The organism is Pseudotabrizicola sp. 4114 (genome assembly GCF_031457365.1).
Classification (GTDB): domain Bacteria; phylum Pseudomonadota; class Alphaproteobacteria; order Rhodobacterales; family Rhodobacteraceae; genus Pseudotabrizicola.
Map to the genome: position 1 here is coordinate 18,701 of NZ_JAVDWP010000005.1, position 26,199 is coordinate 44,899.

At 62.7% G+C, this 26,199-nt stretch carries 25 protein-coding genes; 11 read left to right on the top strand and 14 right to left on the bottom strand.

Going from position 1 to position 26,199, the window contains the following annotated elements:
- Positions 1–58 precede the first annotated feature (58 nt).
- The 5 genes from J2X53_RS12765 to J2X53_RS12785 form a co-directional block, all read right to left on the bottom strand.
- Positions 59–910, bottom strand: coding sequence for a glycosyltransferase family 61 protein (locus J2X53_RS12765; RefSeq protein ID WP_349037880.1), 852 nt, complete (start codon positions 908–910; stop codon positions 59–61).
- 34 nt (positions 911–944) lie between these two features.
- On the bottom strand, positions 945–1,703 hold the full coding sequence (locus J2X53_RS12770) for a hypothetical protein (RefSeq protein ID WP_349037881.1): 759 nt from the start codon (positions 1,701–1,703) through the stop codon (positions 945–947).
- Positions 1,704–2,214: 511 nt separating this feature from the next.
- Complete coding sequence (locus tag J2X53_RS12775) at positions 2,215–3,027, bottom strand: metallophosphoesterase (protein ID WP_349037882.1); 813 nt, start codon at positions 3,025–3,027, stop codon at positions 2,215–2,217.
- The gene (locus J2X53_RS12780; RefSeq protein ID WP_349037883.1) at positions 3,028–3,933 is read right to left on the bottom strand and encodes a diacylglycerol kinase family protein; all 906 of its coding nucleotides are present in this window, start codon (positions 3,931–3,933) and stop codon (positions 3,028–3,030) included.
- A gap of 36 nt (positions 3,934–3,969) precedes the next feature.
- A complete protein-coding gene (locus J2X53_RS12785; protein ID WP_349037884.1) occupies positions 3,970–5,088 on the bottom strand; it encodes a putative zinc-binding metallopeptidase in 1,119 nt (372 codons plus the stop codon).
- A gap of 219 nt (positions 5,089–5,307) precedes the next feature.
- On the opposite strand from J2X53_RS12785, the gene J2X53_RS12790 reads away from it, so the two are divergent.
- Complete coding sequence (locus tag J2X53_RS12790) at positions 5,308–5,484, top strand: CTP synthetase (RefSeq protein ID WP_349038195.1); 177 nt, start codon at positions 5,308–5,310, stop codon at positions 5,482–5,484.
- A 10-nt stretch (positions 5,485–5,494) separates the two neighbouring features.
- Here the strand turns inward: J2X53_RS12790 and J2X53_RS12795 are convergent, their stop codons facing one another.
- Positions 5,495–6,268, bottom strand: a complete 774-nt coding sequence (locus J2X53_RS12795) for an alpha/beta fold hydrolase (protein ID WP_349037885.1) — start codon at positions 6,266–6,268, stop codon at positions 5,495–5,497.
- Positions 6,269–6,358: 90 nt separating this feature from the next.
- Here J2X53_RS12795 and J2X53_RS12800 point away from each other — a divergent pair, with 90 nt between their 5' ends.
- A complete protein-coding gene (locus tag J2X53_RS12800; protein WP_349037886.1) occupies positions 6,359–6,730 on the top strand; it encodes a hypothetical protein in 372 nt (123 codons plus the stop codon).
- Here the strand turns inward: J2X53_RS12800 and J2X53_RS12805 are convergent.
- From J2X53_RS12805 to J2X53_RS12820, 4 genes are all read right to left on the bottom strand, one after another.
- The gene (locus tag J2X53_RS12805; RefSeq protein ID WP_349037887.1) at positions 6,674–7,597 is read right to left on the bottom strand and encodes a DUF817 domain-containing protein; all 924 of its coding nucleotides are present in this window, start codon (positions 7,595–7,597) and stop codon (positions 6,674–6,676) included. The genes J2X53_RS12800 and J2X53_RS12805 overlap by 57 nt on opposite strands.
- 75 nt (positions 7,598–7,672) lie before the next feature.
- Entirely contained in the window at positions 7,673–8,968 is a 1,296-nt protein-coding gene (gene glyA, locus J2X53_RS12810; protein WP_349037888.1) for a serine hydroxymethyltransferase, read from the bottom strand.
- A gap of 211 nt (positions 8,969–9,179) precedes the next feature.
- On the bottom strand, positions 9,180–9,464 hold the full coding sequence (locus J2X53_RS12815) for a type II toxin-antitoxin system RelE/ParE family toxin (protein WP_349037889.1): 285 nt from the start codon (positions 9,462–9,464) through the stop codon (positions 9,180–9,182).
- The gene (locus tag J2X53_RS12820) at positions 9,454–9,702 is read right to left on the bottom strand and encodes an antitoxin (RefSeq protein WP_349037890.1); all 249 of its coding nucleotides are present in this window, start codon (positions 9,700–9,702) and stop codon (positions 9,454–9,456) included. The genes J2X53_RS12815 and J2X53_RS12820 overlap by 11 nt, the downstream gene beginning before the upstream one ends.
- A 182-nt stretch (positions 9,703–9,884) precedes the next feature.
- On the opposite strand from J2X53_RS12820, the gene J2X53_RS12825 reads away from it, so the two are divergent.
- The gene (locus tag J2X53_RS12825; RefSeq protein WP_349037891.1) at positions 9,885–10,649 is read left to right on the top strand and encodes an NAD kinase; all 765 of its coding nucleotides are present in this window, start codon (positions 9,885–9,887) and stop codon (positions 10,647–10,649) included.
- A gap of 33 nt (positions 10,650–10,682) precedes the next feature.
- Here J2X53_RS12825 and J2X53_RS12830 read toward each other — a convergent pair whose 3' ends face one another.
- The 3 genes from J2X53_RS12830 to J2X53_RS12840 form a co-directional block, all read right to left on the bottom strand.
- Positions 10,683–12,083, bottom strand: a complete 1,401-nt coding sequence (locus tag J2X53_RS12830; RefSeq protein WP_349037892.1) for a sigma-54 dependent transcriptional regulator — start codon at positions 12,081–12,083, stop codon at positions 10,683–10,685.
- Complete coding sequence (locus J2X53_RS12835; protein WP_349037893.1) at positions 12,080–12,595, bottom strand: hypothetical protein; 516 nt, start codon at positions 12,593–12,595, stop codon at positions 12,080–12,082. Before J2X53_RS12835 ends, J2X53_RS12830 begins: the two co-directional genes overlap by 4 nt.
- A gap of 95 nt (positions 12,596–12,690) precedes the next feature.
- Entirely contained in the window at positions 12,691–14,583 is a 1,893-nt protein-coding gene (locus J2X53_RS12840; protein WP_349037894.1) for a propionyl-CoA synthetase, read from the bottom strand.
- A 660-nt stretch (positions 14,584–15,243) separates the two neighbouring features.
- Here J2X53_RS12840 and J2X53_RS12845 point away from each other — a divergent pair.
- Positions 15,244–16,362 (top strand): Hint domain-containing protein, encoded by a 1,119-nt coding sequence (locus tag J2X53_RS12845; RefSeq protein ID WP_349037895.1) that lies wholly within the window; start codon positions 15,244–15,246, stop codon positions 16,360–16,362.
- Between the two features lie 369 nt (positions 16,363–16,731).
- On the opposite strand, the gene J2X53_RS12850 is transcribed toward J2X53_RS12845, so the two are convergent.
- Positions 16,732–19,011 (bottom strand): NADP-dependent malic enzyme, encoded by a 2,280-nt coding sequence (locus J2X53_RS12850; RefSeq protein WP_349037896.1) that lies wholly within the window; start codon positions 19,009–19,011, stop codon positions 16,732–16,734.
- 139 nt (positions 19,012–19,150) lie between these two features.
- On the opposite strand from J2X53_RS12850, the gene J2X53_RS12855 reads away from it, so the two are divergent.
- The 7 genes from J2X53_RS12855 (at position 19,151) to J2X53_RS12885 (ending at position 26,166) form a co-directional block, all read left to right on the top strand.
- Positions 19,151–20,236 carry a cupin domain-containing protein gene (locus J2X53_RS12855; RefSeq protein ID WP_349037897.1) on the top strand — a complete coding sequence of 362 codons (1,086 nt, stop codon included), beginning with the start codon at positions 19,151–19,153 and terminating at the stop codon, positions 20,234–20,236.
- Between the two features lie 64 nt (positions 20,237–20,300).
- Entirely contained in the window at positions 20,301–20,693 is a 393-nt protein-coding gene (locus tag J2X53_RS12860) for a cytidine deaminase (RefSeq protein ID WP_349037898.1), read from the top strand.
- Positions 20,693–22,000, top strand: a complete 1,308-nt coding sequence (locus tag J2X53_RS12865) for a thymidine phosphorylase (RefSeq protein WP_349037899.1) — start codon at positions 20,693–20,695, stop codon at positions 21,998–22,000. The genes J2X53_RS12860 and J2X53_RS12865 overlap by 1 nt, the downstream gene beginning before the upstream one ends.
- On the top strand, positions 22,000–23,196 hold the full coding sequence (locus J2X53_RS12870; RefSeq protein ID WP_349037900.1) for a phosphopentomutase: 1,197 nt from the start codon (positions 22,000–22,002) through the stop codon (positions 23,194–23,196). The genes J2X53_RS12865 and J2X53_RS12870 overlap by 1 nt, the downstream gene beginning before the upstream one ends.
- A gap of 51 nt (positions 23,197–23,247) precedes the next feature.
- The gene (locus J2X53_RS12875) at positions 23,248–24,243 is read left to right on the top strand and encodes an adenosine deaminase (RefSeq protein WP_349037901.1); all 996 of its coding nucleotides are present in this window, start codon (positions 23,248–23,250) and stop codon (positions 24,241–24,243) included.
- Positions 24,244–24,245: 2 nt separating this feature from the next.
- Complete coding sequence (gene upp / locus J2X53_RS12880; RefSeq protein WP_118149609.1) at positions 24,246–24,878, top strand: uracil phosphoribosyltransferase; 633 nt, start codon at positions 24,246–24,248, stop codon at positions 24,876–24,878.
- 67 nt (positions 24,879–24,945) lie between these two features.
- Positions 24,946–26,166, top strand: a complete 1,221-nt coding sequence (locus J2X53_RS12885) for an SPOR domain-containing protein (protein ID WP_349037902.1) — start codon at positions 24,946–24,948, stop codon at positions 26,164–26,166.
- The last annotated feature ends 33 nt before the right edge of the window (positions 26,167–26,199 follow it).

Below are 26,199 nucleotides of genomic sequence, written 5' to 3' on the forward strand. Positions count from 1 at the left end.
ATTTAAATAATTTTGAGGTGCACGATGAAGGATAGAAGAACCAAAATTAGTTGCTCACCTATGTGTCAACCTTGTTTTTAAGAATGTAATTCACGCGCTCCATTTCATCTTTCTGCAATACTACATGTGCTTTGGCGACTTTTATGAATGAAAATAAGACTTTGGCCGATTTGGCCAGAATACGCGTAGCATTGTTTTCAACGCATGGCGGTCCGAACATAATCGCCTGAGTATTTGGCCGCATCCAGATCGTATTTGCAAACTCTGCACCACGGATGCCAATGATTGCGTCAGCATGGTAGGAGGCTACAATCTGTTCGGCTAAACTAATTACTCCGAAGTCAATCAGATGCGCATTGAACCCAATTTTTCTGATCGCAGCGGTCAAGTCTTCCGCGTTAAGAAGGCTCCGACGGCCTTTGCCATATCGTGCAGACTTTGACATTTGATCTGAATGGTAAAAAGGGTGATCGGCGGACCGTTGGAAGATGATCACTCCGTTCCGCTCCGCAGGCGGTCGGATGCCAGCCTGACGCAAAGCACGTTCCGATGCGGTGAAAAGTCTGTGAACCACCAGCGCGCTCGTTTCCCTAAATGCTGATATGACGGCTTCAGAAGGTGGCGGGGCATCGAAATGCAACAGAATTCTGTCCCATCGCGGTGCTTTGACCATGTCTCCCTGCGTCGGCATCATAGGCGGAATATATGTTAAGGACAGGAGCTTGCACGCCTCAAGGATTTTTGGCTGCATAACAGGACCGCAATCCTCAAACTGGATATTTTGATACCCACCGGAAATTGCCAAATGCAATCCTGGTAAAAGATAACCGTGTAGAAAATGAAAATAATGCTCTTTTGACCCCCAAGGCGTGCAAGGGTCAAAATTTATCTTGAGTGTTTCGGAACGCATTGATATCTTTCACCTGTGTTGTGACGATTCCAGGTCAGCAATGCAGCTTCTCACTTTCTGGATTTCGGTAGTCTGGATAGTAAGGGAATATTCCGGTCTTTTTCCGCAATCTTCGCAAAAGAGCGGGGGCTAGATCAAGGGACAGAATATGTGCAAATGCGCTACTGTTGGCAAAGCGCCGCTTGAAATTGAAGACCCCTGCGCCATTGTTCCCCCCGGGAGCACCACCCAGCCAGACATCTGCATCACGCAGATAACGAAGCGCCCTATCAAATAAAAGATACATGCCAAAGTTGGCGCGGGCCTGTTCATTTCCAAGCGATGAATGCGCGTGCCAGGTTCCCGTTTGGCTATCTTGCAAGGCAATGAAAATTCCACAAAGTGAATTGCTGTCGTTCCGTCTCAACGTGATGCAACCGAGCCTTTTTGAGAGGCGAAACTCTGCACTGGCAAGGTCTTTGAAATGTGTCCTGTTTGGTGAGGACTGAAGAGGGATTTGGCGATAGTCGCGCAGTTGATCTTGCCAGTCGGCAATGATCATGTGCCTTGCACAAAAAATCTCTTTCTGCACGGTAAAAACCTTTTCAGCGCGCGCAATTCTCTGGCGGGTACGGAGGGAATAATAGTCCCAGGCCGGAGGCAGTGATGCTCGATGACATAGGTGATCCTTCAGTGGCCTCAGAATTCCTGAAGTATCGCGATCTAGTGACCGAATATCTGAAACAGGAGCATCAGGTCGAATGACGACAGTCAGGTTTATTGCAACTTTGGTGCTCTTGATTTCCTTGATCATTTCAGGATTGGGTGGGGACTGATATGGCCAGCTGCCCCTTGCGTCTTTCATCTTTAACGGAAGTGGCCGCGTAATGACGCTCCCACTGCCGAGGTGCACGGGAGTTCCAAGCCATGAGAGAGTAGAAAAGTACTGTGGTGTGTCGAGCATAACTTAACTGCCGTGTGGGTTGAGGCGCAGTTGATTGATACCTCCACAATATAAGCTATGTCATATGGAAACAAGGCGAAATTTGGGGGGGCGACAAGCGTGATGGTACGTTAAACTTTTTATTTGCCGCTCTGATATTTAAATCGACACCTTGAAAATAATCGAAGACATGCTACTTTAAAAAAGTTCTAAAGCGCTCGTTTTTTGAACGTGAAGCAACTACCTCGATTGACGCTGCCGCAAACACCGCTCAAAATCCAAGCGTTTGTTCAATGGTTCTGGCTCGCGAATGATAGCAGACATTCCTGCATCATGCAGCATTGGTCGATCTGGACTCAAAGCGACCGCGTGCAAAATGTGCCTATTCCCCCTCTCTCCCCCACCCCACATCCGCGCTATCCTGCTGATACCGCGTCACATCATCCGGCGTGTACTCCAGCGCATCCCCCACCGTGCGCCAGCGGGTTACCGTGACCAGACCCTGATCGAAGTCGATTACGTTCAGGTCGTTGTCCTCGCCGCGCAGGCGGGAGGACAGGGTGGTGCCGGCCTGCACGCAGAGCATGGACCGCGCGCCTTTGTGCAGGGCGAAGGGGGCGGCGGCCCAGAGGTGGAGGTGGCCGCTGAGGATCACATCGGCTCCGGCGCGGGCCAGAGCCTCTGCCCCGGCATCGGCCCCGCGCATCGGGGTTTTGCCGGTCGCGGGGGGCGTGGTCAGCGGGTGGTGCAGGGCCACCACGCGCAGCTGGCCGGGGCGGGCGCGGGCGAAGACCTGCGCCACGTGGCGCAGCGAGGCGGGGCGCAGCGTGCCGCGTTGCCAGACGTAAGGGTCGGTCGTGTTGATGCCGACCACCAGCAGATCGCCCGCGTCCGCCACCGGCTCCAGCACCTTTGCCACCGCCTTGCGATAGCCCCGGAACGGCCAGAGCAGCCGGGCCAATGGGTTATAGAGCGGCACGTCATGATTGCCCGGCACGCAGAGCACCGGCGCGGGCAGCGCCGCAATCAGCTCTGCCGCCGCCGCCCATTGCGCGGGCAGGGCGCGCTGGGTCAGATCACCGGAGATCACCACCACATCGGGCTGCAAGCGCTGCGCCAGCGCGACCAGCGGGGCCACCAGACCGGCGCGGTCGGTGCCGAAGTGCAGGTCTGACAGGTGCAGCAGACGCCCCATCTAGGCGGCCACCGCCACCGGCACGATCACCGTCAGCACATCGGGCAGGCGGCGAAAGGCAAAGGGGGCGGCCATTTTCTCACGCTCACCATCGCGCGCGATGGTGCGGCGACGCGCGCGGGTCTCAATCTCCACCGCGCTTGCGCCGATCAGGGTAAAGTCGCGGTAGGGTCGTGCCATCCGCACCGCGATGCGCAGGGCAAAGCCCAGAAGCTGCCAGCGCCGCAATTCGGGCGCGATATAGATTGCCAGCTTGCCCGCCCGGATCAGATCGACGCCTTCTTGCATGCCGTATTCCTCCAGCTGATAGGCATTCTGCGCGATGAACACCATCGGCGAGTGCCTGACCTGCACCACGCCGTCAACGGTCAGGGTCATCCGGCTGGGGCGGTTATAGGTTGCCAGAACCCGCAACCCCGACCAATAGGCCGCCCAGCGCGACCGGCCCCATTTGGCATAGGCCGCCTCGCGCCGTTCCAGCAGGGCCGGGTAGAGCCCAAGGCTGGCGTTGTTGAGAAACAGCTTGCCGTTGACCTCACCCGCCGCCACCGGAATCTCGGACCCGGCCAGAAGCTGCGCCATCGCGGCTTCGGGGTTGTTTTCCAGCCCCAGAGAGCGGGCGAAAAAGTTGAAGGTGCCGAGTGGCAGGATGCCAAGCGCGATGCCTGACCCCGCAAGCTCGGTCGCGACACTGCAGATTGTGCCATCGCCGCCCGCCGCGATCACGGTGGCAAAGCCATCGGCCCGCGCCTCTTGTGCCGCTGCGGGGATCAGCGCGCCCTTGCGGATCAGCCGCACCTCGTGCTTGAGCCCTGCCGCGCGCAGCGGTTCGGTCAGCTGCGCGATCCGCGCGCCGGATTTCCGCCCTGACCCGGCATTGGCCAGCACACAGATCGGTTCACGCATGGGGGGAAAGCTCCTGCCGGCACCATGCCGCCCGGATCAAACGGGTGAGGCGGTCTTTGGTTCCGTGCCCCCGCAGTGCGACACCAGATCATGCACGAAGCGCAGCTTGGTCTGCACATCGGCGGGCAGCGAGAACGGGTAGAGATCGGCCTGCCCCATCGACCGGTTCAGGCTGTTCAGCGCCAGCGTGAGCGGCACCCAGGTGCCGATCAGCTCTGCCGCAGTCGAAGTGCGGTAAGGGTCAGACTCGACATGTGCCGCCAATGTGCTGCCCGCATCCACCCGCAGACCCAGCGCTGACGCCGTTTCCAGCGTATCGACCATGTGCAGATAGTGCGCCCAGGTTTCCGCCCAGTCTTCCCAGGGGTGCATCGTGGCATAGGCCGAGACAAAGCGGTTTTCCCAGCCTTCGGGCGCGCCGGATTCGTAATGGTGCTGCATCGCTTCGGCATAATCGGCGCGTTCGTCACCGAACAGGGCGCGATACGCCTCTAGTGCTGCGGGATTGTCGCGCACCAGAATATCCCAGTAATAATGCCCGACCTCATGCCGGAAATGGCCCAAGAGGGTGCGATAGGCCTCGCCCATCTGGCTGCGGCGTTCTTCGCGGGCGGCGTCATCGGCCTCGATCAGCGCGATGGTGATCACCCCATCGGAATGGCCGGTCAGCACCGGGTCTGGGCTGCCCGGATCATCGGCCAGAAAGTCGAACACCAGGGGTTCAGGGTGGCCCGAGTCGGGCAGGGGGCGTGGCAGGTTCAGGCGCAGGATCGAATAGACCAGCCGCCGCTTGGCCGCCTCGATCCGGGTCCACAGCGCCACATGGTCCGGCGTTGACAGGTCGGGCACGGTGCGGTTGTGCTGGCAGGCCAGACAATAGCCCGCCGTGCCGGTGCCATCGCCCTCGGCGCTGCGGTGCATCCAGTTGCAGGCGCTGCGCTCCCAGTTGCGGCAAAACCGCAAGGGGCCGGGGTCTGGCGCCGCTGCGTCCATTCCCTGCGTGCCGGGCAGAGCATGCCAGACCGGCCCATCGGGCGCGACGGCGATCATGCGGTCTTCGTCTGGCAGATAGCCGAGCATGCTGCCGCACTGCAGGCAGACGGTGTTTTCAAAATACAGGATCTGGCCACAGCATTGGCACTGAAAAAGCTTCATGGCAAAAGATGTCCCCGGACATATGGATCAGGCCACGGCTGGCCACGCGGGGCAAATGCTTGCCCCGCGCCCCATGCCGCCCCGCTGCACCAACCCGGCCGGGGGCGTCAGGTTCCGTTCGCCTGCGCGCGCAGACCACTGAGCGGCTTGATCTCGGTCAAGGCCGGGCCGGTCTGCCCCTGCTATACTTCTGAAAACGCGCAAGGAATGGAGACAGCGATGACCCGGCTGATGGCAGTACTTTTTTCGATCATCTCCACCTCTCTGATGGGGATCGGGGTGATCGTGGCCCTGACCACGGGCAATGATACCTTGCAGCCGATCCTGATCGGGGCGGCGGTCGGATTTCTGGCCGCGATCCCGGTCAGCTGGTACATCGCCCGACAACTGGAGTGATCCGAAGCGCTCAGGCGGTCAGGAACACGCGCACCGTTTCTTCAAATTCACGCGGCTTTTCGGCGTGCAGCCAATGCCCGGTGTCGGGGATCTTGGCAAAGCGCGCGGCGGGAAACAGCGCGCGGATGGTGTCGCGGTATTCCGGCTTGACGTAATGGCTGTCGGCCCCGGTCAGAAACAGCGCGGGGCCGTCGAACTGGCCCAGGGTTCCGGGCCAGCCGACGATCTTGCTCATCTCGGCCGCCAGCACATCGAGGTTCAGCCGCCAGCGGGGCCCGCCCGCTGCCTTCAGGTCCAGCGATTGCAGAAAGAATGCCCGCAGGCTGGGGTCTTCTATCGTTTCCGCCAGCCGCCGGTCAGCCTCGCCGCGCGTGGTGATGCCGGTCAGGTCCAGCGCCTGCATGGCCTGAGCATATTGCGACTGGTCGTGACGGTAAGTCACAGGGGCAATGTCGGCCACCACCAGCCGCCGCACCCGCGCGCCATCGGTCAGGGCCAGCTGCATCGCCGCCTTGCCGCCCATCGAATGGCCCATCAGATCGACCCGGCCGCCCAGCGTGGCGATGACTTCGGCCAGATCCGCCGCCATCTCGGGGTAGCCATGATCGGCCACATGCGGGCTGTCACCGTGGTTGCGCATATCCACCGCCACCACGTCGCGCACATCTGCCAGTCGCCGCGCGATCACCCCCCAGTTGCGGGCCGAGCCATAGAGACCATGGGCAATGACCAGCGGAAGAGCATCCGAGGCGGTGGCGGCGGGGTGATGGATCGTGGCAAGCATGCCACCTCTTTACCGCCAGTTCACCATCCGTGCCAGAGCAGTTGAGGATTTTGCCGCGCGCGCCTAGTGTTCGCCAAAAGGGTAAGGGTCATGAGCGCAGTCACAATTCAGCAAATGGCCGACCGGGTTGCCGGTCTGATGGAAGAGCGTCTTGGCATCCGTGGCACTGGCCTGTCGGAAAAGCTGCGGCGGGGCCGGGGGGCGTTGCCGCGCGGGGTGCGGGCGGCGGCAAGGGAATTGGCCGATCTCGCCGAGAAGTCGAAAAACCCCAAGCTGCTGGTTCAGATCGACCAGACCCGCGTTGCCGCCTGCTATGACATTTGCCTGCGCCATCTGTCAGCGCAGCGCGCAGGCTCTGCCCTGATGCGTTCGGTTGCGCGCATTGCCGCAACGGTGGTTCTGGGGCTATTGCTGGTGGGTGGCGTTGTGCTGCTGGTGCAGCGGTTGCAGGGCCGGATCTGACCCGGCCTGCGCTGTCAGCGGGGTGCGGTGCAGCGCCGACCGCACCACGACGGTGACGGTGACAAAGGCCACATAGAGCAGCAGATACCACGACCCCAGCTTGGCAAAGCTGACCCATTGCCCCGGCATCTGCCCGGAATAGAGCCATGTGCCGGTCGCGGTGCCGACGTTTTCCGCCACCCACAGCGCCACGCTGGACAGGAACGCCGCCACCGGCAGTGGCATCCACCAGTCGCGGTCAGAGATGCGGAACCAGATCCGGGTGCGGGCAAACAGGATCAGCGTGGCGGCAAACAGCGCCAGCCGGATGTCGGGCAGGAAGTGATGGGCGAAAAAGTTGATGTAGATCGCTATGCCCAGAACCATTGTGGCCCAGAATGGCGGATAGGGCGCAAAGCGCATGTCGAAAATGCGGATGACGCGGGCCATGTAGCTGCCGACGGATGCATACATGAACCCCGAAAACAGCGGCACGCCCATCACCATGAACAGCCCCGGCTCGGGATAGGCCCAGGATCCGGCATGCACCTTGAACCATTCCATCGCGGTGCCGGTCAGGTGAAACAGCGCGATCACCCGCGCCTCTTCCCATGTCTCCAGCCGCAGCCACAGGAATGCCGCCTGCGTGGCGATGGCAAACAGGAACAGCGCGTCATAGCGGTGCAGCGGCCAGTCCGGCTGCCAGATCATCTTTGTGCCGATGATCGCAATCAGCAACAGCCCGCCAAACAGACAGGCCCACCCCTGTTTCAGCACGAACATCACCAGTTCGGCCAGTGCAAACGGCAACCGCCGCCGCGCCCAGTCGCCAAGCCGGCGTTCCAGAGTGCGAGTGGCCAGAGTGCGGGTGCTTTTCGTTTCAATCATGCGTTGTTCCGAAAGTGAAAGGGCGCGGGAATTATCCCGCGCCCTATACCCATCAATGTTGCAAAGTCACAAGTCTTACAGCTCCGGGTAAATCGGGAACCGTTTGCACAGCGCTTCGACCTCGGCTTTCACCCGCTCTTCCACCGCCGCATTGCCGTCTTCGCCATTGGCGGCCAGCCCGTCGACCACTTCGGTGATCCAGCGCCCGATCTGGCGGAACTCTTCGGTCCCAAAGCCGCGCGTGGTGCCGGCTGGCGTGCCCAGGCGGACGCCGCTGGTGATGGTCGGCTTTTCGGTATCAAACGGGATGCCGTTCTTGTTGCAGGTGATATGCGCCCGGCCCAAAGCCTTTTCGGTCGCATTGCCCTTTACGCCCTTGGGCCGCAGGTCCACCAGCATCAGATGGCTGTCGGTGCCGCCGGTCACGATATCCAGACCGCCCTGCATCAGCTGATCCGCCAGCGCCTGCGCGTTCTTGATCACCTGCGCCTGATAGGTCTTGAACTCCGGCCGCAGCGCTTCGCCGAATGCCACCGCTTTCGCCGCGATCACATGCATCAGCGGCCCGCCCTGAATGCCGGGGAAGATTGCCGAGTTGATCTTTTTCGACAGCGCTTCGTCATTGGTCAGGATCATCCCGCCACGCGGACCGCGCAGGGTCTTGTGGGTGGTCGTGGTCGCCACATGCGCGTGGGGGAAGGGCGAAGGGTACAGACCCGCCGCCACCAGCCCGGCGAAATGCGCCATGTCGACCAGCAGATAGGCCCCGATGGAATCTGCAATCTCGCGCATCCGGGCAAAGTCGATGATGCGCGGAATGGCCGAGCCACCGGCGATGATCATCTTCGGCTTGTGCTCTGCCGCCAGCTCCGCCAGTTGGTCGTAGTCCAGCAAGAGGTCCTGCTTGCGCACGCCGTATTGGACGGCGTTGAACCACTTGCCCGACTGGTTGGGTGCCGCGCCATGGGTCAGGTGGCCGCCAGCATCCAGCGACATCCCCAGAATCGTGTCGCCCGGCTTCAACAGCGCCTGAAACACCCCCTGATTGGCCTGGCTGCCGGAGTTCGGCTGCACATTGGCGAAGTCACAGCCAAACAGCTGCCGCGCGCGGTCAATCGCCAGATTTTCGGCAATATCGACATATTGGCAGCCGCCGTAATAGCGCTTGCCCGGATAGCCTTCGGCATATTTGTTGGTCATGACCGAGCCTTGCGCCTCCATCACGGCGCGGCTCACGATATTTTCGCTGGCGATCAGTTCGATCTCATGGCGCTGACGGCCCAGCTCTTGCGTGATCGAGCCAAACAGCTCGGGGTCGCGTGAGGCCAGAGTTTCGGTGAAAAAGCCGTTGTCACGGTGCGGGGCGTTCATGGGCGTCTCCTGCCAGATCCGGGGGTCGGGATAGCGCCCATTTAGACCAAGCACCGCCTTCGGGGAAGGGAGGAAAACGACGCATCCCCGGATGGGGGCGAAATTTGCCTGTCCTAAGGTGACGCAAGGTCGCTTGTGCGGGCAAGGATACCGACTGCATCCGGCCTGTGGAGGACTGTCGCTGGTTGCACCCGCAGTTCACACCCGCAGTTCACGCCCGCTGGGACGCATCGCGATAGACCGCGTTCCTTTCGCGCTTGCCAACGGCAATCACGCTGACGATCAGATCGGCATCCCTGACCTCATACACCAGCCGGTACCCGACAGATCGCAGCTTGATCTTGTACCTGTTCGTGGACCCGTGCAGCTTTGCCGCAGGCACATGCGGGTTTTCGAGCCGCTCGGCCAGCTTTTTCCTGAACTGGTCACGGATTGTCGGGCCCAACCCTTTCCATTCCTTCAAGGCTTCCTCGCGGAACCGAAGGTTATAGGTCATCCAGCGAGACCTGAATTTCCCGGCTGTTGGCCCGTGCGTCTGCGATGGCGTTCAGTTCTGCGTCCTCGATCAGGGTCAGCATCGCCTCATACTCCTCCGCCGGAACACAGTAAAATGCGGGCTCATTGCGGTTCAGGATCGCGACTGCCGCGCCATTGCCTGCCGCCATGGTCCCCATCGGGTTACGCTTGAGTTCGGTGACACTGGCGGTCACGCTGGCAAAGATGGAATGAGCCATGGCATGCTCCTGTGAATAATGCCTGTCAGGGTGCTATAGATAGCACTTTTAAGAGCACCTTTCAATATCGCCCCTGCGCCCGTCTGCTTGCCGTGTCTGGCACCCTCTTTTCCCGTCGGGTGCTCAGCGGGCTTGAGTTCCCGCCCCCGGACCGTCAAGACTGTGCGCAAGGGAGAACCGCTTTGCCCACATCCGGAATTGCCTTTCGCGCCAGTGCCACCCCCGCCGCCCAGCTGGCCTTGTCCGAGCTGACGGCGCGGCATGGCCAGACGCCGCTGGGGCGGGCCACGGTGGTGGTGGCCCTTGGGGGCGACGGGTTCATGCTGCAAACCCTGCATGATACCCAAAGCGCGGGGCTGCCGGTTTACGGCATGAACTGCGGCACCGTCGGGTTTCTGATGAACGGGTTCGAGGCGGACGGGCTGGCCGAGCGGCTGGCGCTGGCCGAAGAAACCGTGATCAACCCGCTGCACATGCGCGCCACCACTGCCGGTGGCCGCGTGGTCGAGGCTTTGGCGATCAACGAGGTGTCGATGCTGCGGGCCGGGCCACAGGCGGCGAAGCTCGCGATCTATGTCGATGGCAAGCTGCGGCTGGAAGAGCTGGTCTGTGACGGCGCTTTGCTGTGCACGCCCGCCGGGTCAACCGCCTATAACTATTCCGCCCATGGTCCGATCCTGCCGATCGGTTCCGATGTGCTGGCGCTGACGGCTGTTGCGGCGTTTCGCCCCCGCCGCTGGCGCGGGGCGTTGCTACCGAAAACCGCTGTGGTGCGGATCGAGGTGCGGGATGCCGAAAAGCGCCCGGTGATGGCCGATGCCGATGGCCGGTCGGTGCGCGATGTGATTTCAGTCGAAATCCGCTCTGACCCCACGATCTGCCACCGTGTCCTGTTCGATCCGGGCCATGGTCTGGAAGAGCGTCTGCTGGTCGAGCAATTCGCCTGACGCAACCGGACCGGGCCGCTGAGGTCTGCCTGATCAGAGCTGCGGTTTCAGGCCCCAGCCTTCCAGCTTGCGATAAATTGTTGAAGGTGACAGTTCCAGCACCCGCGCCGCCTTTGGCACCGATCCGCCGTTGCGGGCGATGGTTTCCTCGATCACCAGCCGCTCGATCTCGGCCATGCTGCGCCCGATCAGGCTGTTCAGACCGTCGGTAACATCGGGTTTGGCCGCAGCACTGGTCACCGGCCCTTCGCGCTGCAACGAGTCGGGCAGCATGGCCAGCGTGACCCGCCCGCCCGGATGCAGCACCACGATGTTGCGGATCACGTTCAGCACCTGCCGCACGTTTCCGGGCCAGCTGAGCCTGCGGAACAGATCCAGCACCTCGGGGTCGAACCCGTCAAACCGCCGCCCCTCTTCACGGGCAAAGCGGTCGAGCGCGATTTCGGCAATCTCTACCACATCATTGCCCCGGTCCCGCAGCGCGGGCATGTGGACCGGCACCACGAACAGCCGGTAATACAGATCCTCGCGGAATTCGCCCCGGCGCACCGCCTCGGCCGGGTCGCGGTTGGTGGCGCAGACGATGCGCACATTCACCTTGCGCGGCCGCACCGCCCCCACCGGCTGCACCGTTGAGGTTTGCAGGAACCTGAGCAGCTTGGTCTGCAAGGCCGGGGCCATTTCGCAGATCTCGTCCAGAAACAGCGTGCCGCCATCTGCCGCCGCCGCCGCCCCCGGTTTGTCGGAAATCGCGCCGGTGAAACTGCCCTTCATATGGCCGAACACTTCGGATTCCAGCAGGTCCTGCGGGATCGCGCCGCAGTTCAGTGCGATGAACGGTCCGTTCGCGCGCGGACTGCCCGCATGCACGGCCAGCGCGCACAGCTCTTTGCCGGTGCCGCTTTCGCCGGTGATGAACACCGTTGCCATCGACCCCGCGACTGAGCGGATCGTGCCCTGCACCCGGCGCATCGCGGCGGAAGAGCCGATGAACACCTCGGCCACCGCGTCTGGTTCCGCCGTCACCGTCCGTTTTGCCGCCGGTTTGGGCAAAGCCCCGGTCGTGCCGGTGGCATTTGCCACCGCCCCCAGAAACCGTGCCTCGTCGAACGGTTTGACCAGAAAATCATGCGCGCCGGCCCGCATCGCCTCGACCGCGCGGTTGATGCTGGCATTGGCGGTGATCACGATCACCCGCGTTTCTGGCCGCAGCGCCAGCATCTCGCGCATCACCGCCAGCCCGTCGCGGTCCGGCAGCATCAGATCGAGAAGCACCGTCACCGCGCCGCTGTCCTGAAACAGGCGCATCCCCTCGGCCGCGTTCGAGGCCGCCTGCACCGTATGCCCCGCCGTTTGCAGCACCGAGCGGTAAACCATCTGCAACGACGGCGTATCCTCGATCAGCAGCAAGGGTGAGGGCGCGGGCCCGGTCATTTTACGGCTGCCCCGCCGCTGCCCGCCGCTTCGACAAACCGGATCAGCCCGTCCAGTCCGGTCAGTATTCCCGGCCCCAGCGCCCGCACCCGGAGCGCATCCGTCTCATGCGCGGCCAGGTTCAGCGCTTGCGATCCCTGCTCCAGCCCGCGCGCGCCCGCCGATCCGGCCAGGGCCACCAGCACATGGGTCTGCGACCTGATCCCGGCCCAGTCCATCCCGTCCAGCGCCACAGCCAGCGCCACCCGCACCGCCCGCAGATCCGCCGCCATCTGCGCCACCAGTTCGGGCGCGACCTCGGGCCCAGCCATCGCCATCAGCGCGTCAAACACGCTGCGGTCCACTGTGCCGCTGTGCAGGCTTTCCAGCGCTGACAGCGCCATCTGCGCCTCGGCCAGCGCCACCCGCGCCGGACCGGGCAGCGCGCATCCGGCAAGACGGGTCAGCGCGGCGCGCAAAGCCCGAAGCTGCGGTGTGGGATCGGGAAGGGGCACGGCAAAAGGGTCAACCATAACGCGAGTCTATCTTAACGAATGCGCCAGTCCAATGGCTTTCACGGCACAAGCTCCGTCGCGCCACAGCTGGTTCCCCAGCGCACCCGAAAGAGTCATCCCTTTGCCAGACCAATCCCCTGCAACACCGCCGTAATCTCGTCCAGAATCGCCGGATCATCAATGGTGGCGGGCATCTTCCATGGCTTGCCATCGGCGATGTTCACCATGGTCGCGCGCAAAATCTTGCCCGACCGAGTCTTGGGCAACCGCTCCACCACCACCGCGCGTTTGAAATCGGCCACCGGGCCGATCTTGTCGCGCATCAGCCGCACGCATTCGGCCACCACATCGGCGGCGGCACGGTCCACCCCTTTGTTCAGGCACAGGAACCCCAGCGGCGACTGGCCTTTCAGCGCATCCGCCACCCCGATCACTGCGCATTCGGCCACATCCTTGTGCCCGGCCAGCACCTCTTCCATCGCGCCGGTGCTCAGCCGGTGCCCGGCCACGTTGATCACATCATCGGTGCGCGCCATGATGTAGAGATAGCCGCTGTCATCGACATAGCCCGCATCCCCGGTCTCGTAATAGCCGGGGAAATGCGTGAGGTAGGATTTCACGAACCGGTCTTCGGCATTCCACAGCGTCGGCAAGGTTCCGGGCGGCAGCGGCAGCTTGATCGCGATGGCACCCAGCGTTCCGGGCGACACCTCATGCCCGCCCTCATCCAGCACCCGCACGTCAAAGCCGGGCATCGCAACCGAGGGGCTGCCGATCTTCATCGGCAACAGCCCAAGGCCCAAGGGGTTGGCGGCAATGGCAAATCCGGTCTCGGTCTGCCACCAGTGGTCGATCACCGGCACATTCAGATGCCGCCCGGCCCAAAGCACGGTATCGGGGTCGGCCCGCTCCCCTGCCAGAAACAACGCCTGCATGCTGGAGGTGTCGTAATCCTTCATCAACAGACCCTCGGGGTCATCGCGCTTGATCGCGCGCAGCGCGGTGGGGGCGGTAAAGAACGTCTTGACCTTGTGATCTTCGATCACCCGCCAGAACGTGCCCGCATCCGGCGTGCCCACCGGCTTGCCCTCGAACACCACCGTGGTGCAGCCCGCAATCAGCGGCGCGTAGCAGATATAGCTGTGCCCGACGACCCAGCCCACATCTGACGCCGCCCAGAACACATCGCCCACGCCGCAATTGTAGATCGCCCGCATGGTCCAGTTCAGCGCCACCAGATGCCCTGCCGTGGGGCGCACCACGCCCTTGGGCGCGCCGGTGGTGCCGGAGGTATAGAGGATATAGGCCGGGTGGTTGCCCTCGACCGGCACACATGCGGCAGGCTCGACGCCGTATTGGAAGGTGTGCCACGCCAGATCGCGCCCGTCGATCAGCTTCGCCACTTCCTGCTCGCGCTGCAAGATCACGCAGAATTCGGGCTTGTGGCTGGCCATTTCAATCGCGCCGTCCAGCAGCGGCTTGTAATGCACCACGCGCGTGGGTTCGACCCCGCAGCTGGCCGCGATGATCGCTTTGGGTTTGCAATCATCAATCCTGACCGCCAGTTCGGCGGCGGCAAAACCGCCAAAGACCACCGAATGGATCGCGCCCAGCCGGGCGCAGGCCAGCATCGCCTCCAGCGCTTCGGGCACCATCGGCATATAGATGATCACCCGGTCGCCCTTGGTCACGCCATGGGCCTTCAGCGCCCCGGCCAGCCGCGACACCCGGTCCAACAGCTCGGCATAGGTGATCACATGTTTGGTGCCGGTCACCGGGCTGTCATGGATGATGGCAGGCTGCTTGCCGCGCCCGGCCAGCACATGCCGGTCCACCGCATTCCAGCAGGTGTTGACGGTTGCCTCGGTAAACCACTCATACAGCGGCGCGCGGTCGTCGTTCAGCGCGCGGGAGGGCTTGCGGGTCCAGTCGATGGCCCCCGCCGCATCCATCCAGAACCCCTCAGGGTCGGCCTGCCATTTTGCATAGATGTCGGAATATCCCATCCTTCGCGCCTCCTCCCAACGCTGGCGTGAGTGTTACGGCATCGCTGCCGGATCGCGCAACGATGTTACCGCCGGACATAAGGTGACTGCGACATAATGTTTGCAGAAATGGCGGGTTTTGGGGTGCAAATTTTTGCAAAGTGTCTGGGTTTGGGAAGAATACGGAAGATTTGGGAGTGGTTTGCAAAGTTGACTCGCTGCTGCTGCGAATCTGGCAGCTGGCGGTTCATTGCTTCGGGGGCGTTCTCGGCAAGCAGAGCCATGCGGCGCAGGGGAGCAACTGTCAGGTGAGAGCCCGTTTTGACAGATGCTGCTATAAACCCAGATGCCGGCTTCGTATGAAGAACCCTGAACCCTTGTCTTGGGCTGCCGTCGAAAGAATCCACTTATGACGCAATTGATCAACGCGAGTTTCCAGCACGACCATGTCGCTTGGCAAAGGCATTATCTGGCAACTTGGTCTTTCTACATTCAACAGATTTTTAAGAAATATCCCATAAATCGGATAGGCACGGCAGTGGGAAATGTCGTCGCGCGGTCTGGACCTTGTGGGCTGCTATGTGGACCGAAGCATAGAATTATCAAGTTGGCAGCGTTGCGTTGTATGAGAGAGCGAAAGTCAAGCCGCCTCCCGCACCCTATCAGATGGAAGAAAACGTCATGGCCGCCTATGAGATGTATCTTTTCAAGTTGAGTAGCGTCACCTCTTATACAGGTCCCGGGTCTCTGTTTCCCAATTCGGCGCTTGGAAACACGGGCGTTGGTGGTACCGTAAGATTTGGCGCATTGGACGGTGAGAAAGTTGTCGTAGACGATAATGATCCAGAGTTTAATGACGGCGATACCGGTCTTCTTGGAATTGGAGGACAAACTTCGTCCTTCTCGGGCAGCCTGTTTAACCTGTCGGGATCAAGCGAGCCGGAATACTCCTATAGGCTCACCCACCCGGTCACTGGCGACACGGTCAACATATACGCCTTTACGTCTGCGGGGCTTTTTGGACTAAGCAACAGTGTCATTGGCTTTGTGGCAGACGGACCAATTGATCCCGCCGTCACTTACTCCATTTCGTATGCGGCCGGCTCACCAAGCGTTGCATATTCCAGTTTGACCATCTGTTTTGCCGCTGGAACACAGATATTGACTGGCCACGGCGAGCACGTTGCGATTGAAGACCTGAAACAGGGTGACATGATTCTGACGGTCGACCATGGCCCACAAGTCATCAGATGGATCGGTTCGCGCCATTTGACTGCGGGCGAACTGGTTCAAGCGCCGTCTTTACGCCCCATTCGCATTCAAGCGGGCGCATTGGGTGGTGGTAGGCCAGTATTCGACTTGATCGTATCCCCACAACACCGCGTCCTCATCAATTCAAAGATCGTACAAAAAATGTTTGGCGAGAAAGAGGTTTTAGTCGCGGCAAAGCAGCTGGTTTCAATTGACGGGATTGATGTGGTCAATGAATATGACGACGTGACATATTACCACTTCTTGTGTGACCAACACGAGAGTGTTTTTGCGAACGGTGTCCAGACGGAAAGCCTTTACGCTGGCCCTCAGGCAATGAAGAGTTTGTCAAAGGAAGCGCGGGATGAAGTTTTGATGATACTGCCCGAATTGTCGGATATTGAACACAAGGCGTTGCAGGCGCGTCCGGCGGTATTGGGGCGCCAAGGTCGACACTTGGCATTTCATCACAAAAGAAACGCCAAATATCTGATTTCGCATTCCGGGGACATGCCCTTTGGGCAGGTTACTCTTCCCCCATGCGAATGATCTATTTGCTTTGGTGTTGCTCGGACGCAGTGCTCGGCTGTTTGCTCCAGAAAACGCCGAAACAGGGACGCGCCTTTTAGCTTGGGCTTTGAAAACAGGGCATAGGGCAAGGCCAGTTTACCCGCATCGGCCATTCGGACGCACACTGCCGATGGTGATTTTATCCACACAGCAGACACGGCAAAGTGCCGCTGACGACCTTGGTGCCGCATGCCTATGCTCTCATCACATCGAACCGCAGCGAATAGGGCGGTGAGGCCCTTTGATCGGCGTCTTCTGCCGCTCAAAGGTTAAGGAAACGTAAATTGAAGTAGGTCAACCCGTTGATTCAAAACACTTCCCCCTGCTGTAACACAGGGGGAAGCCGCCTTACCCGTAATGCGCCACCGGCGTGCCTGCAATGGCGGAGACGTTCAGCAAGCCACGCGCCGTGATTGATGGGGTCACGATATGGGCCTTGTTGCCCATCCCCATCAGGATCGGGCCGACCTCCAGCCCGCCGGCCTTCATTTTCAGGATGTTGCGCACGCCCGAGGCGGCATCGGCGCTGGCAAAGACCAGCACGTTGGCCGCGCCGTCGAACCGGCTGCCCGGCAGCAGACGGTCGCGCAGGGCCTGATCCAGCGCCGAGTCTACGTTCATCTCGCCCTCATAGGCAAAGTCCGGCTCGCGCGCGTCCAGGAGTTCCAGCGCCGCCCGCATCCGCTGCGCCTTTTCATTCTCCATGTTCCCGAACTGGCTTTGCGTGCACAGCGCCACCTTGGGCTTCAGCCCAAACCGCCGCACATGGCGCGCGGCCCCCAGCACGGTCTGCATGATCTGCTCGGGGCTGGGTTCGGCATTGACATGGGTGTCGGCGATAAACAGCGGCCCGTCTTCGAGGATCATCATCGACAGCGCCCCCACCGGCTGCAACCCGCCGCGCGCCAGCACCTGACGGACATAGCCCAGATGCCACAGATACTGCCCGAAGGTGCCGCAGATCATGCTGTCTGCCTCGCCGCGATGCACCGTCACCGCCGCAATCGCGGTGGTGTTGGTCCGCATGATCGCGCGGGCAATATCGGGCGACACGCCGCGCCGCGCCATCAGCTCGGCATAGGTGCCCCAGTAATCGCGGTAGCGGGGGTCGTTTTCCGGGTTCACCAGATGGAAATCCTTGCCCGGCCGGATCGGCAGACCGGCGCGCTCGCACCGGGCCTCGACCACTTCGGGGCGGCCGATCAGGATCGGCCGGTCGGTGGTTTCCTCCAGCATCGCATTGGCGGTGCGCAGCACCCGTTCATCCTCGCCCTCGGCAAAGACGATGGTGCGCTCGGCCTGCCGCGCCGCTTCGAACACCGGGCGCATCAGCATGGCGGATTTGAAGACCGAGCCGTCGAGTTTGGTTTTGTAGGCGTCAAGGTTTTCCAGCGGGCGGGTGGCCACGCCGGTTTCCATCGCGGCGCGGGCCACGGCACTGGCGACCACGCCCATCAGGCGCGGGTCAAAAGGCTTGGGGATCAGGTAATCCGCGCCGAACGACATCTTCTCGCCGGTATAGGCCGCCGCCGCCTCGGCGCTGGTGGTGGCGCGGGCAAGGGCAGCGATTCCTTCGATGCAGGCGATCTTCATCTCGTCGTTGATCGTGGTCGCCCCCACATCCAGCGCGCCGCGGAAGATGAACGGAAAGCACAGCACGTTGTTGACCTGATTGGGAAAATCAGACCGCCCCGTGGCGATGATCGCCCCGGGGGCCACCGCGCGCGCGAGGTCAGGCTGGATTTCCGGGTTCGGGTTGGCAAGGGCAAAGATGATCGGGTTGGGGGCCATCCGGGCCACCATGTCCTGGGTCAGCACACCGGGGCCGGAGAGGCCGAGGAACATGTCGGCCCCTGCGATCACATCGCCGAGCGTGGCAGGGCTGGTGCCTTGGGCAAAAGCTTCTTTCTGCGGGGTCATCTGGGCCGTGCGGCCGTTGTAGACCAGACCTTCGAGATCGCAGAGCCAGATGTTCTCGCGCCGCACGCCCAGCTTGACCAGCATCTCAAGACAGGCGATTCCCGCAGCGCCACCCCCGGTCGAGACGATCCTGATCTGATCAAAGCTCTTGCCGGCAATAATCATGGCATTGGTGGCCGCTGCCCCCACCACGATGGCGGTGCCGTGCTGGTCGTCGTGGAATACCGGAATACTCATCCGCTCACGGCACAACCGTTCAACGATGAAACAATCGGGGGCCTTGATGTCTTCGAGGTTGATCGCGCCAAAGGTCGGCTCCAGCGCGCAAACGATATCGGCCAGCTTTTCGGGATCTGACTCGTTCACCTCGATGTCGAAACAGTCGATGTTGGCGAATTTTTTGAACAGGACCGCCTTGCCCTCCATCACCGGCTTGGAGGCCAAAGCGCCAATGTTTCCAAGGCCCAGCACCGCTGTGCCGTTCGACACCACGGCCACAAGGTTCCCGCGCGAGGTGTAGCGTGACGCGGTGGACGGGTCGGCCTTGATCTCAAGGCAGGCTTCGGCCACGCCGGGGGAATAGGCGCGGGACAGGTCGCGGCCATTGGCCAGCGGCTTGGTCGCGCGGATCTCCAGCTTTCCTGGCTTGGGAAACTCGTGATAATCCAGCGCCGCCTGACGGGCGTTGTCCTGACGCACTTCTTCCATTTTCGCCTCCCGAAAAATTTGGTTTAGCCTTAAACCATTTATTTTGATCCGCCAACCGGGTGATAGCGCGAACGCTGCCGCTGTGGCTTGCAAATTTTTTGCCTGCGCCCCAGCATGGCCGCAAAACCCGGGGAAATCCATGCCAGAGACGCGCGCCGAAATCCGTCTGCCGACACAGGAGCTGCGGAATGACCTGCCATTCTTTACAAAGGTGCTGGGGATGCGGCTGGATATGATCTATCCCGCCGATGACCCGGAGGTGGCGGTGCTGTCGGGCCATGGCTTGCGCCTGCGGATCCAGAAGGGGGCGAGCGAGCCACCGGGCACGCTGCGCATTCTGACCGAAGACCCCGATGGATTTGCCGGAGGTCAGCGCAGCCTGACCGCGCCGAATGGCACGAGGATCGAGATTGACGATCTGAACCCACCGCTGGTTCTGCCGCAAACCGAACATGCCTTTGTCGTGCGCCGTCTGGCCGATCAGGCCCCGTGGGTGATTGGCCGCGCCGGGATGCACTACCGCGATCTGGTGCCCAGCCGGTTGGGCGGGGCGATGATCGCCAGCCACATCCGCATTCCCGACGGGGGGCCGGTGCCCGATATGGTGCATTTCCACCGGGTCGGGTTCCAGCTGATATTCTGCATCAAGGGCTGGGTGGATGTGGTCTATGAAGATCAGGGCGGGCCGATCCGGCTGCAGGCGGGCGACTGCTTTATCCAGCCGCCGGAAATCCGCCACCGGGTGCTGGAAGCCAGCGACGGGATTGAGGTGATCGAGATCGGCGTGCCCGCCGAGCATGTGACCGAGATCGACCACGACATGACCCTGCCAACCCCGCATCTGCGCCCCGACCGCGAGTGGCAAGGCCAGCGGTTTGTGTTCAACCAAGGCACCGAGGGGGCGTTTGCCCCCTGCCGCCTGCCGGGGTTTGTGGCGCGGGACACCACGATCAACGCCAACACCAAGGGCGTGGCAAGCGTCATGGTGCTGCGGCCAGACGGCTCTGCCGCGCCTTGGGCGCGGCATGCGGGGGATATTCTGTTCACCTTTGTCATGTCCGGCGAAATGACGCTGGAAGGCGAGGGCAAAGCGCCGTTCCGCTTGTCGCCTGGCGATGCCTTTGTCATTCCGCCGGGGCTTGCCACCCGCTATGCTGACCCGACACCAGATCTGGCGCTGCTGGAGGTGTCGTTGCCGGGCGATCCCGCCACCGCCCTTTTGTGACCCTTGCGCTTTGGGCGGCATACGCTCACAATTCCCGACCAATTGGTCAAGAACCGAGGCTGAAATGTCCCTTTTGCAAGCTGCCACCGATGTTCGCCTGCGCGCCTATGCGCCCTATTCGCGGTTTCTGGTGGGGGCGGCGCTGCGCAGCACCTCTGGCGCGGTCTATGTGGGTTGCAACGTCGAAAACGTGGCCTACCCCGAGGGCACCTGTGCCGAGGCCGGGGCAATTGCCGCGATGATCGCCGGGGGGGATACGCGGATTGCCGAGGTGTTCGTGATCGCCGACAGCCCCGATCCGGTGCCGCCTTGTGGCGGGTGCCGCCAGAAGATCGCGGAATTTGCCGATGCGGGGGTCAAGGTCACGCTCTGCACCACCGATGGCGCGCAGCGCACGCTGACGGTCGGCGAATTGCTGCCCGGTGTGTTCACCGCCGCCTATATGGACCGCGCCTGATGGATGCGCGCAGCATCATCGCACAGGTCCGCGACGGGGAGACGCCATCGGCGGGTGCGCTGTCGTGGTTTGCCGGGGGTCTGGCCTCGGGCGCTGTGACCGATGCGCAGGCCGGGGCCTTTGCCATGGCGGTGCTGCTGCGCGGGCTGTCGGAGGCGGGGCGGGTGGCGCTGACCCGCGCGATGCGCGACTCTGGTCGGGTGATGGAATGGGATCTGCCGGGCCCGGTGCTCGACAAGCATTCGACCGGGGGGATTGGCGATTGCGTGTCGCTGCTGCTGGCCCCGGCGCTCGCGGTCTGCGGGGCCTATGTGCCGATGATCTCGGGCCGGGGTCTGGGCCATACCGGTGGCACGCTGGACAAGCTGGAGGCGATCCCCGGGTTCCGCACCGGGTTGAGTGAAGATCAGTTTCGCGCCCAGATGGGCCGGGTGCATTGCGCGATTGTGGCGGCCAGTGCCGACCTCGCTCCCGCCGACAAGCGGCTCTATGCGATCCGCGATATCAGCGGCACGGTGGAAAGCATCGACCTGATCACCGCCTCGATCCTGTCGAAAAAGCTGGCGGCGGGGCTGGAGGGGCTGGTGCTGGATGTCAAATGCGGCTCTGGCGCGTTCATGAAGACGCCGGAGCGGGCCGAGGCTTTGGCCCGCGCGCTGGTCAGCACGGCGCAGGGTGCGGGCTGCATGACGACGGCGCTGATCACCGATATGTCGCAGCCCTTGGCCACAGCGGCGGGCAATGCGCTGGAGGTGATCGAGGTGATGGAAACGCTGACCGGCACGTCCGTGAACGCGGCGTTGTGGGATCTGACCTGCGCGCTGGGCGGCGAGGCTTTGGCGCTGGGCGGGTTGGCGGCGGATGCCGAAGACGGGGCCGGGCGCATTGCGCAGGCGCTGGAATCGGGGGCTGCGGCCGAGGCGTTTGGCCGGATGGTCGCGGCGCAGGGCGGGCCGGCCGATTTCGTCGAACGCTGGCCCGACCGTCTGCCCGCAGCCCCCGTGGTGCGCGAGGTGCCGGCACTGGATGACGGCTTTATCGCGCATATAGATGGCGAGGCTTTGGGTCATGCCGTGGTGCATCTGGGCGGCGGGCGGCTGCGCGAAGGCGACAGGATTCACCCGGCGGTGGGTCTGTCCGACCTGATCGGGTTGGGCGAGGAAATCGGGGCCGGGGTGCCGCTTGCCATGGTGCATGCGGCCACCGAAGACGCGGCAGAGGCGGCGGTGCGGGCGGTGCAGGCGGCCTATCGCGTCGGCACCTCGGTGCTGGATGAAGGCCCGCTTGTGCTGAAAAGGATCAGCTGATGGCACGCGCGTTTCTTGTGGTGCTGGATTCGGTCGGCTGCGGCGGCGCGCCGGATGCGGACGATTTTGGGGATGCCGGGGCCAATACTTTGGCCCATATCGCGCAGGCCTGTGCAGCAGGCAAGGCCGAGGTTGGCCGCAGCGGGCCGTTGCGGATGCCCAACCTTGACCGCTTGGGGCTGGGGGCGGCGATCCGGTTGGCCTCAGGCGCAGATGCGCCGGGTCTGGGGGCCACGCCCACCGGATTGTGGGGGGCTGCGACCGAGGTGTCGCGCGGCAAGGATACGCCCTCGGGCCATTGGGAGCTGGCGGGTGTGCCGGTGCCTTGGGACTGGACCTATTTTTCAACAACCGAACCCGCCTTTCCGCCGGATCTGGTGGCCGAAGTCTGCCGGTTGGCCGGGACGGAGGGGATCCTGGGCAACTGCCACGCCTCGGGCGTGCCGATCATCGCCGCGCATTGTGAGGCGCATCTGCAGACCGGCTGGCCGATCTGCTACACCTCTGCCGATTCCGTGTTTCAGATCGCCGCGCATGAAGAGGCGTTCGGGCTGGACCGGCTGCTGAAGCTCTGCGCCGATCTGGCCCCGACCTTGCATGCAAGACGCGTGGGTCGCGTGATTGCGCGGCCCTTTACCGGCGGCTGCGGCGATTTCAAACGCACCGCGAACCGCCGTGACTATGCCATTGCCCCGCCTGCGCCGACGCTGCTGGACTGGGTGGCGGGGCAGGGGCAGATGACCCATGCCATTGGCAAGATCGGCGACATCTTTTCGATGCGCGGCGTCGGCAAGCTGCACAAGGGCAAATCCGATGCTGACCTTTTCGAACATCTGGTGCGGTTAGGGGACGAGGCGGAGGCCGGTTCGTTGACCTTTGCCAACTTTGTTGAGTTTGACAGCCTGTACGGCCATCCGCGCGACGTAGCGGGCTATGCCCGCGCGCTGGAAGGGTTTGACGCCAATCTGCCCCGGTTTCTGGCCACTCTGCGCCCCGGTGATCTGGCGATCTTTACCGCCGATCACGGCAATGATCCGACCTTTCCCGGCACCGAGCACACGCGTGAGCGGGTGCCGGTGATCGGCACCGGCCTTGGGCTGCGGCCCATCGGCCTGTGCGCCTTTGCCGATGTGGGGGCCAGTGTGGCGGCGCATCTGGGGGTGCGGGCTTCTGCGCCCGGGAAAAGTTTCCTCTGACCCGGAAGAAGCGGGGGCCAGCCCCCGCACCCCCGGAGTATTTTTACCAAGATGAATGAGAAGGAAGCCCGCGCCATGATGCCCAAAGTCGAACTGCACCTGCATCTGGAGGGGGCAGCCCCTCCTGCGTTCATCCGGGGGTTGGCCAAGGAAAAGCGGCTGGACATCGCGGGCATTTTCGATGAGCGCGGGCATTATCAGTACAAGGATTTCTGGGATTTCCTGAAGGTCTATGAAGCTGCGACAAGTGCGCTGAAATCGCCCGAGGATTACGCCCGCCTGACCCTTGCGGTGCTGGAGGAAAGTGCCGCCAGCGGTGTGGTCTATTCCGAAACCTTCCTGTCCCCCGATTTCTGCGGCGGGCGGGATATTGGCGCCTGGCGCGAATATCTGCACGCGATCCGCGAGGCGGCGGATCAGGCGGAGCGTACGATGGGCATTACCCTGCGCGGCATCATCACCTGCATCCGCCATTTTGGCCCGGAAAAAGCGCGCGAGGTCGCCCGCTGTGCCGCCGATACGGCGGGCGACTGGATCGTGGGCTTTGGCATCGCGGGCGATGAGAAGGTGCTGACGCCAAAGGATTACCTCTGGTCATTCGACTGCGCGCGCGAGGCGGGGCTGCGGCTGACCGCGCATGCGGGCGAATGGGGCGGGCCGCAATCGGTGCGGGACGCGGTGAATGATCTGGGCGTCGAGCGGATCGGGCATGGCGTGCGCGCCATCGAGGATCTGGCACTGGTCGATGAACTGGCCGAGCGTGGCATCGTGCTGGAGGTCTGCCCCGGATCGAACGTGGCGCTTGGGCTTTATCCCGGCTGGCGCAGCCATCCGATCGGGCAGCTCTATGACCGGGGCGTCAAGGTGACGGTCAGCACCGATGATCCGCCGTTTTTCCACACCACCATGGTGCGCGAGGTTGACGAGCTGAACCGGGCGTTTGACTGGGATGACGGGGTTTTCGCCACGCTGAACCGCACCGCGCTTGACGCGGCGTTCTGTGATGCCGATACACGCGCACGCATCGGCAAACTTCTGGAGACCTGATCATGCTGGACCATCTGACCGTCGTTTCGCACCCGCTGGTCCAGCACAAGCTGACCCTGATGCGGGAAAAGGACACCTCTACCGCGTCGTTCCGCCAGCTCTTGCGCGAGATTTCCCTGCTGCTGGCCTATGAGGTCACGCGTGAGTTGCCGATGACCACCAAGCGGATTGAAACCCCGCTGGAGCCGATGGACGCGCCGGTGATCGAGGGCAAGAAGCTGGCGCTGATCTCTATCCTGCGGGCGGGCAACGGGCTGCTGGATGGCATTCTGGAGCTGATCCCGGCGGCGCGGGTCGGCTTTGTCGGGCTGTACCGCGACCCCGAAACGCTGCAGCCGGTGCAGTATTATTTCAAGGTGCCGACCCAGTTGGAAGACCGGGTGTGTATCGTGGTTGATCCGATGCTGGCCACCGGCAATTCATCGGTGGCGGCGGTGCAGTTGCTGAAAGACAACGGCGCAAAGAACTTGCGGTTTCTGTGCCTGCTGGCCGCGCCCGAAGGGATCAGGCGGATGCAAGAGGCACATCCCGATGTGCCGATCGTGACAGCTTCGGTCGATAGCCATTTGAATGATCACGGTTATATCGTCCCGGGGCTAGGGGATGCGGGTGACCGGATGTTTGGCACAAAATAGCGGGTTAATCCCTTTACTCGGAAACAATATTATTCCAGTATCCCCCATACGCTACTTGGGGGTAGTCATGGTGTTGAAGTTGGTTTCGGCCGCCGTTCTGGCGGTCGTGGCCGGGTTGAGTGTTGCCAATGCTCAGTCGGCCGGTGATTTTGGTGGCCCGCGTGAGCAGCCGCCGGCGTCCTTTGCAGGACAGCAATATGTTGACAGCCGGGGCTGCGTTTTCCTGCGCGCCGGGCTTGGTGGCCGCACCAACTGGGTGCCGCGTGTCAGCCGCAACCGGGCGCCGCTGTGTGGCTATCCGCCCACCTTTGGCAACAATCAGGTGGCTATAGCTGAGCCGCCACGGGCCGCTCCGGCGCCGGTGGCGCGCGCGCCTGAACCGGCAGTGACGGGACGGCGGCCGATGGATACCGTGGCCAGCATCACCACGCCGCCGCGCATCCGCAGCACGCAGGCGCCGCAACGCGTGGCTCCGTCAACCTATGTGCCCGCGCCGGTCGCGGTGCCTGCCCCGCGTGTGGTGGTGCAGCGACCCGCGCCCGAGGCGCAGCGCCGCCAACCGGCGGAACGGGTGGCGACAACTGCGGGCGGCGGCAGGATCGGCTGCTATACCGATGCGCCGGTGGCCGAACGGTTCCGCTTGCAGAACGGGGGCAGCGTGGTGATGTGTACCCGCGGCGATGGCGACATCGCAAATGCCCGCGCGCCGCGCTTGCTGGCAGGTGCGGCGGCTGTGGCCCCGTCCGGCTATCTGGAAGGGCCGGACCCGGCCGCAGGTGTCGGTACCCGGCAAACGCAGCGGGTGGTTGCCGCGTCGCAGGGGCAGCCGGCCGTGCCAAAGGGGTACAGACCGGCGTTCAAGGATGACCGCCTGAACCCCAACCGGGCCAAAGGCACCCAGCAGGGCTGGGACCAGCAGGATCAGGTCTGGACCCGTGACGTGCCCGCCCGTCTGGTCGCCGATGTGGTGAAGCAAAAGGGAAAAAGGGGTGTTGTCCGCGAGGTTTACACCTCGACCAAATCGGAACCGGCTGTGCCGAAAGCCGCATCCCAGCAGGGCACAGGCCGCAGCTATGTGCAGGTCGGCACCTTTGGCCAGCCTGCAAATGCCGAAGGGGCCTCGTCGCGGCTGTCGGGCTTGGGTCTGCCGGTCGCCCGGTCAAAGATCTCGAAAAACGGCAAGCCGTTGCAGATCGTGCTGGCAGGACCGTTCGGATCGCGGTCTGAGGCGCAGGCGGCGCTGTCTGCCGCCCGTCGTGCGGGATTTGGGGATGCGTTCATCCGCTGACGCCTGAGCCGATGTAAACTGAAAAGGCCCCTG

Excerpts from the sequence above, each read along its gene's own strand:
- J2X53_RS12765 (WP_349037880.1), bottom strand. The coding sequence starts at position 910 with ATGCGTTCCGAAACACTCAAGATAAATTTTGACCCTTGCACGCCTTGG.
- J2X53_RS12770 (WP_349037881.1), bottom strand. The coding sequence starts at position 1,703 with ATGATCAAGGAAATCAAGAGCACCAAAGTTGCAATAAACCTGACTGTC.
- J2X53_RS12775 (WP_349037882.1), bottom strand. The coding sequence starts at position 3,027 with ATGGGGCGTCTGCTGCACCTGTCAGACCTGCACTTCGGCACCGACCGC.
- J2X53_RS12780 (WP_349037883.1), bottom strand. The coding sequence starts at position 3,933 with ATGCGTGAACCGATCTGTGTGCTGGCCAATGCCGGGTCAGGGCGGAAA.
- J2X53_RS12785 (WP_349037884.1), bottom strand. The coding sequence starts at position 5,088 with ATGAAGCTTTTTCAGTGCCAATGCTGTGGCCAGATCCTGTATTTTGAA.
- J2X53_RS12790 (WP_349038195.1), top strand. The coding sequence starts at position 5,308 with ATGACCCGGCTGATGGCAGTACTTTTTTCGATCATCTCCACCTCTCTG.
- J2X53_RS12795 (WP_349037885.1), bottom strand. The coding sequence starts at position 6,268 with ATGCTTGCCACGATCCATCACCCCGCCGCCACCGCCTCGGATGCTCTT.
- J2X53_RS12800 (WP_349037886.1), top strand. The coding sequence starts at position 6,359 with ATGAGCGCAGTCACAATTCAGCAAATGGCCGACCGGGTTGCCGGTCTG.
- J2X53_RS12805 (WP_349037887.1), bottom strand. The coding sequence starts at position 7,597 with ATGATTGAAACGAAAAGCACCCGCACTCTGGCCACTCGCACTCTGGAA.
- glyA (WP_349037888.1), bottom strand. The coding sequence starts at position 8,968 with ATGAACGCCCCGCACCGTGACAACGGCTTTTTCACCGAAACTCTGGCC.
- J2X53_RS12815 (WP_349037889.1), bottom strand. The coding sequence starts at position 9,464 with ATGACCTATAACCTTCGGTTCCGCGAGGAAGCCTTGAAGGAATGGAAA.
- J2X53_RS12820 (WP_349037890.1), bottom strand. The coding sequence starts at position 9,702 with ATGGCTCATTCCATCTTTGCCAGCGTGACCGCCAGTGTCACCGAACTC.
- J2X53_RS12830 (WP_349037892.1), bottom strand. The coding sequence starts at position 12,083 with ATGACCGGGCCCGCGCCCTCACCCTTGCTGCTGATCGAGGATACGCCG.
- J2X53_RS12835 (WP_349037893.1), bottom strand. The coding sequence starts at position 12,595 with ATGGTTGACCCTTTTGCCGTGCCCCTTCCCGATCCCACACCGCAGCTT.
- J2X53_RS12840 (WP_349037894.1), bottom strand. The coding sequence starts at position 14,583 with ATGGGATATTCCGACATCTATGCAAAATGGCAGGCCGACCCTGAGGGG.
- J2X53_RS12845 (WP_349037895.1), top strand. The coding sequence starts at position 15,244 with ATGGCCGCCTATGAGATGTATCTTTTCAAGTTGAGTAGCGTCACCTCT.
- J2X53_RS12850 (WP_349037896.1), bottom strand. The coding sequence starts at position 19,011 with ATGGAAGAAGTGCGTCAGGACAACGCCCGTCAGGCGGCGCTGGATTAT.
- J2X53_RS12855 (WP_349037897.1), top strand. The coding sequence starts at position 19,151 with ATGCCAGAGACGCGCGCCGAAATCCGTCTGCCGACACAGGAGCTGCGG.
- J2X53_RS12860 (WP_349037898.1), top strand. The coding sequence starts at position 20,301 with ATGTCCCTTTTGCAAGCTGCCACCGATGTTCGCCTGCGCGCCTATGCG.
- J2X53_RS12865 (WP_349037899.1), top strand. The coding sequence starts at position 20,693 with ATGGATGCGCGCAGCATCATCGCACAGGTCCGCGACGGGGAGACGCCA.
- J2X53_RS12870 (WP_349037900.1), top strand. The coding sequence starts at position 22,000 with ATGGCACGCGCGTTTCTTGTGGTGCTGGATTCGGTCGGCTGCGGCGGC.
- J2X53_RS12875 (WP_349037901.1), top strand. The coding sequence starts at position 23,248 with ATGAATGAGAAGGAAGCCCGCGCCATGATGCCCAAAGTCGAACTGCAC.
- upp (WP_118149609.1), top strand. The coding sequence starts at position 24,246 with ATGCTGGACCATCTGACCGTCGTTTCGCACCCGCTGGTCCAGCACAAG.
- J2X53_RS12885 (WP_349037902.1), top strand. The coding sequence starts at position 24,946 with ATGGTGTTGAAGTTGGTTTCGGCCGCCGTTCTGGCGGTCGTGGCCGGG.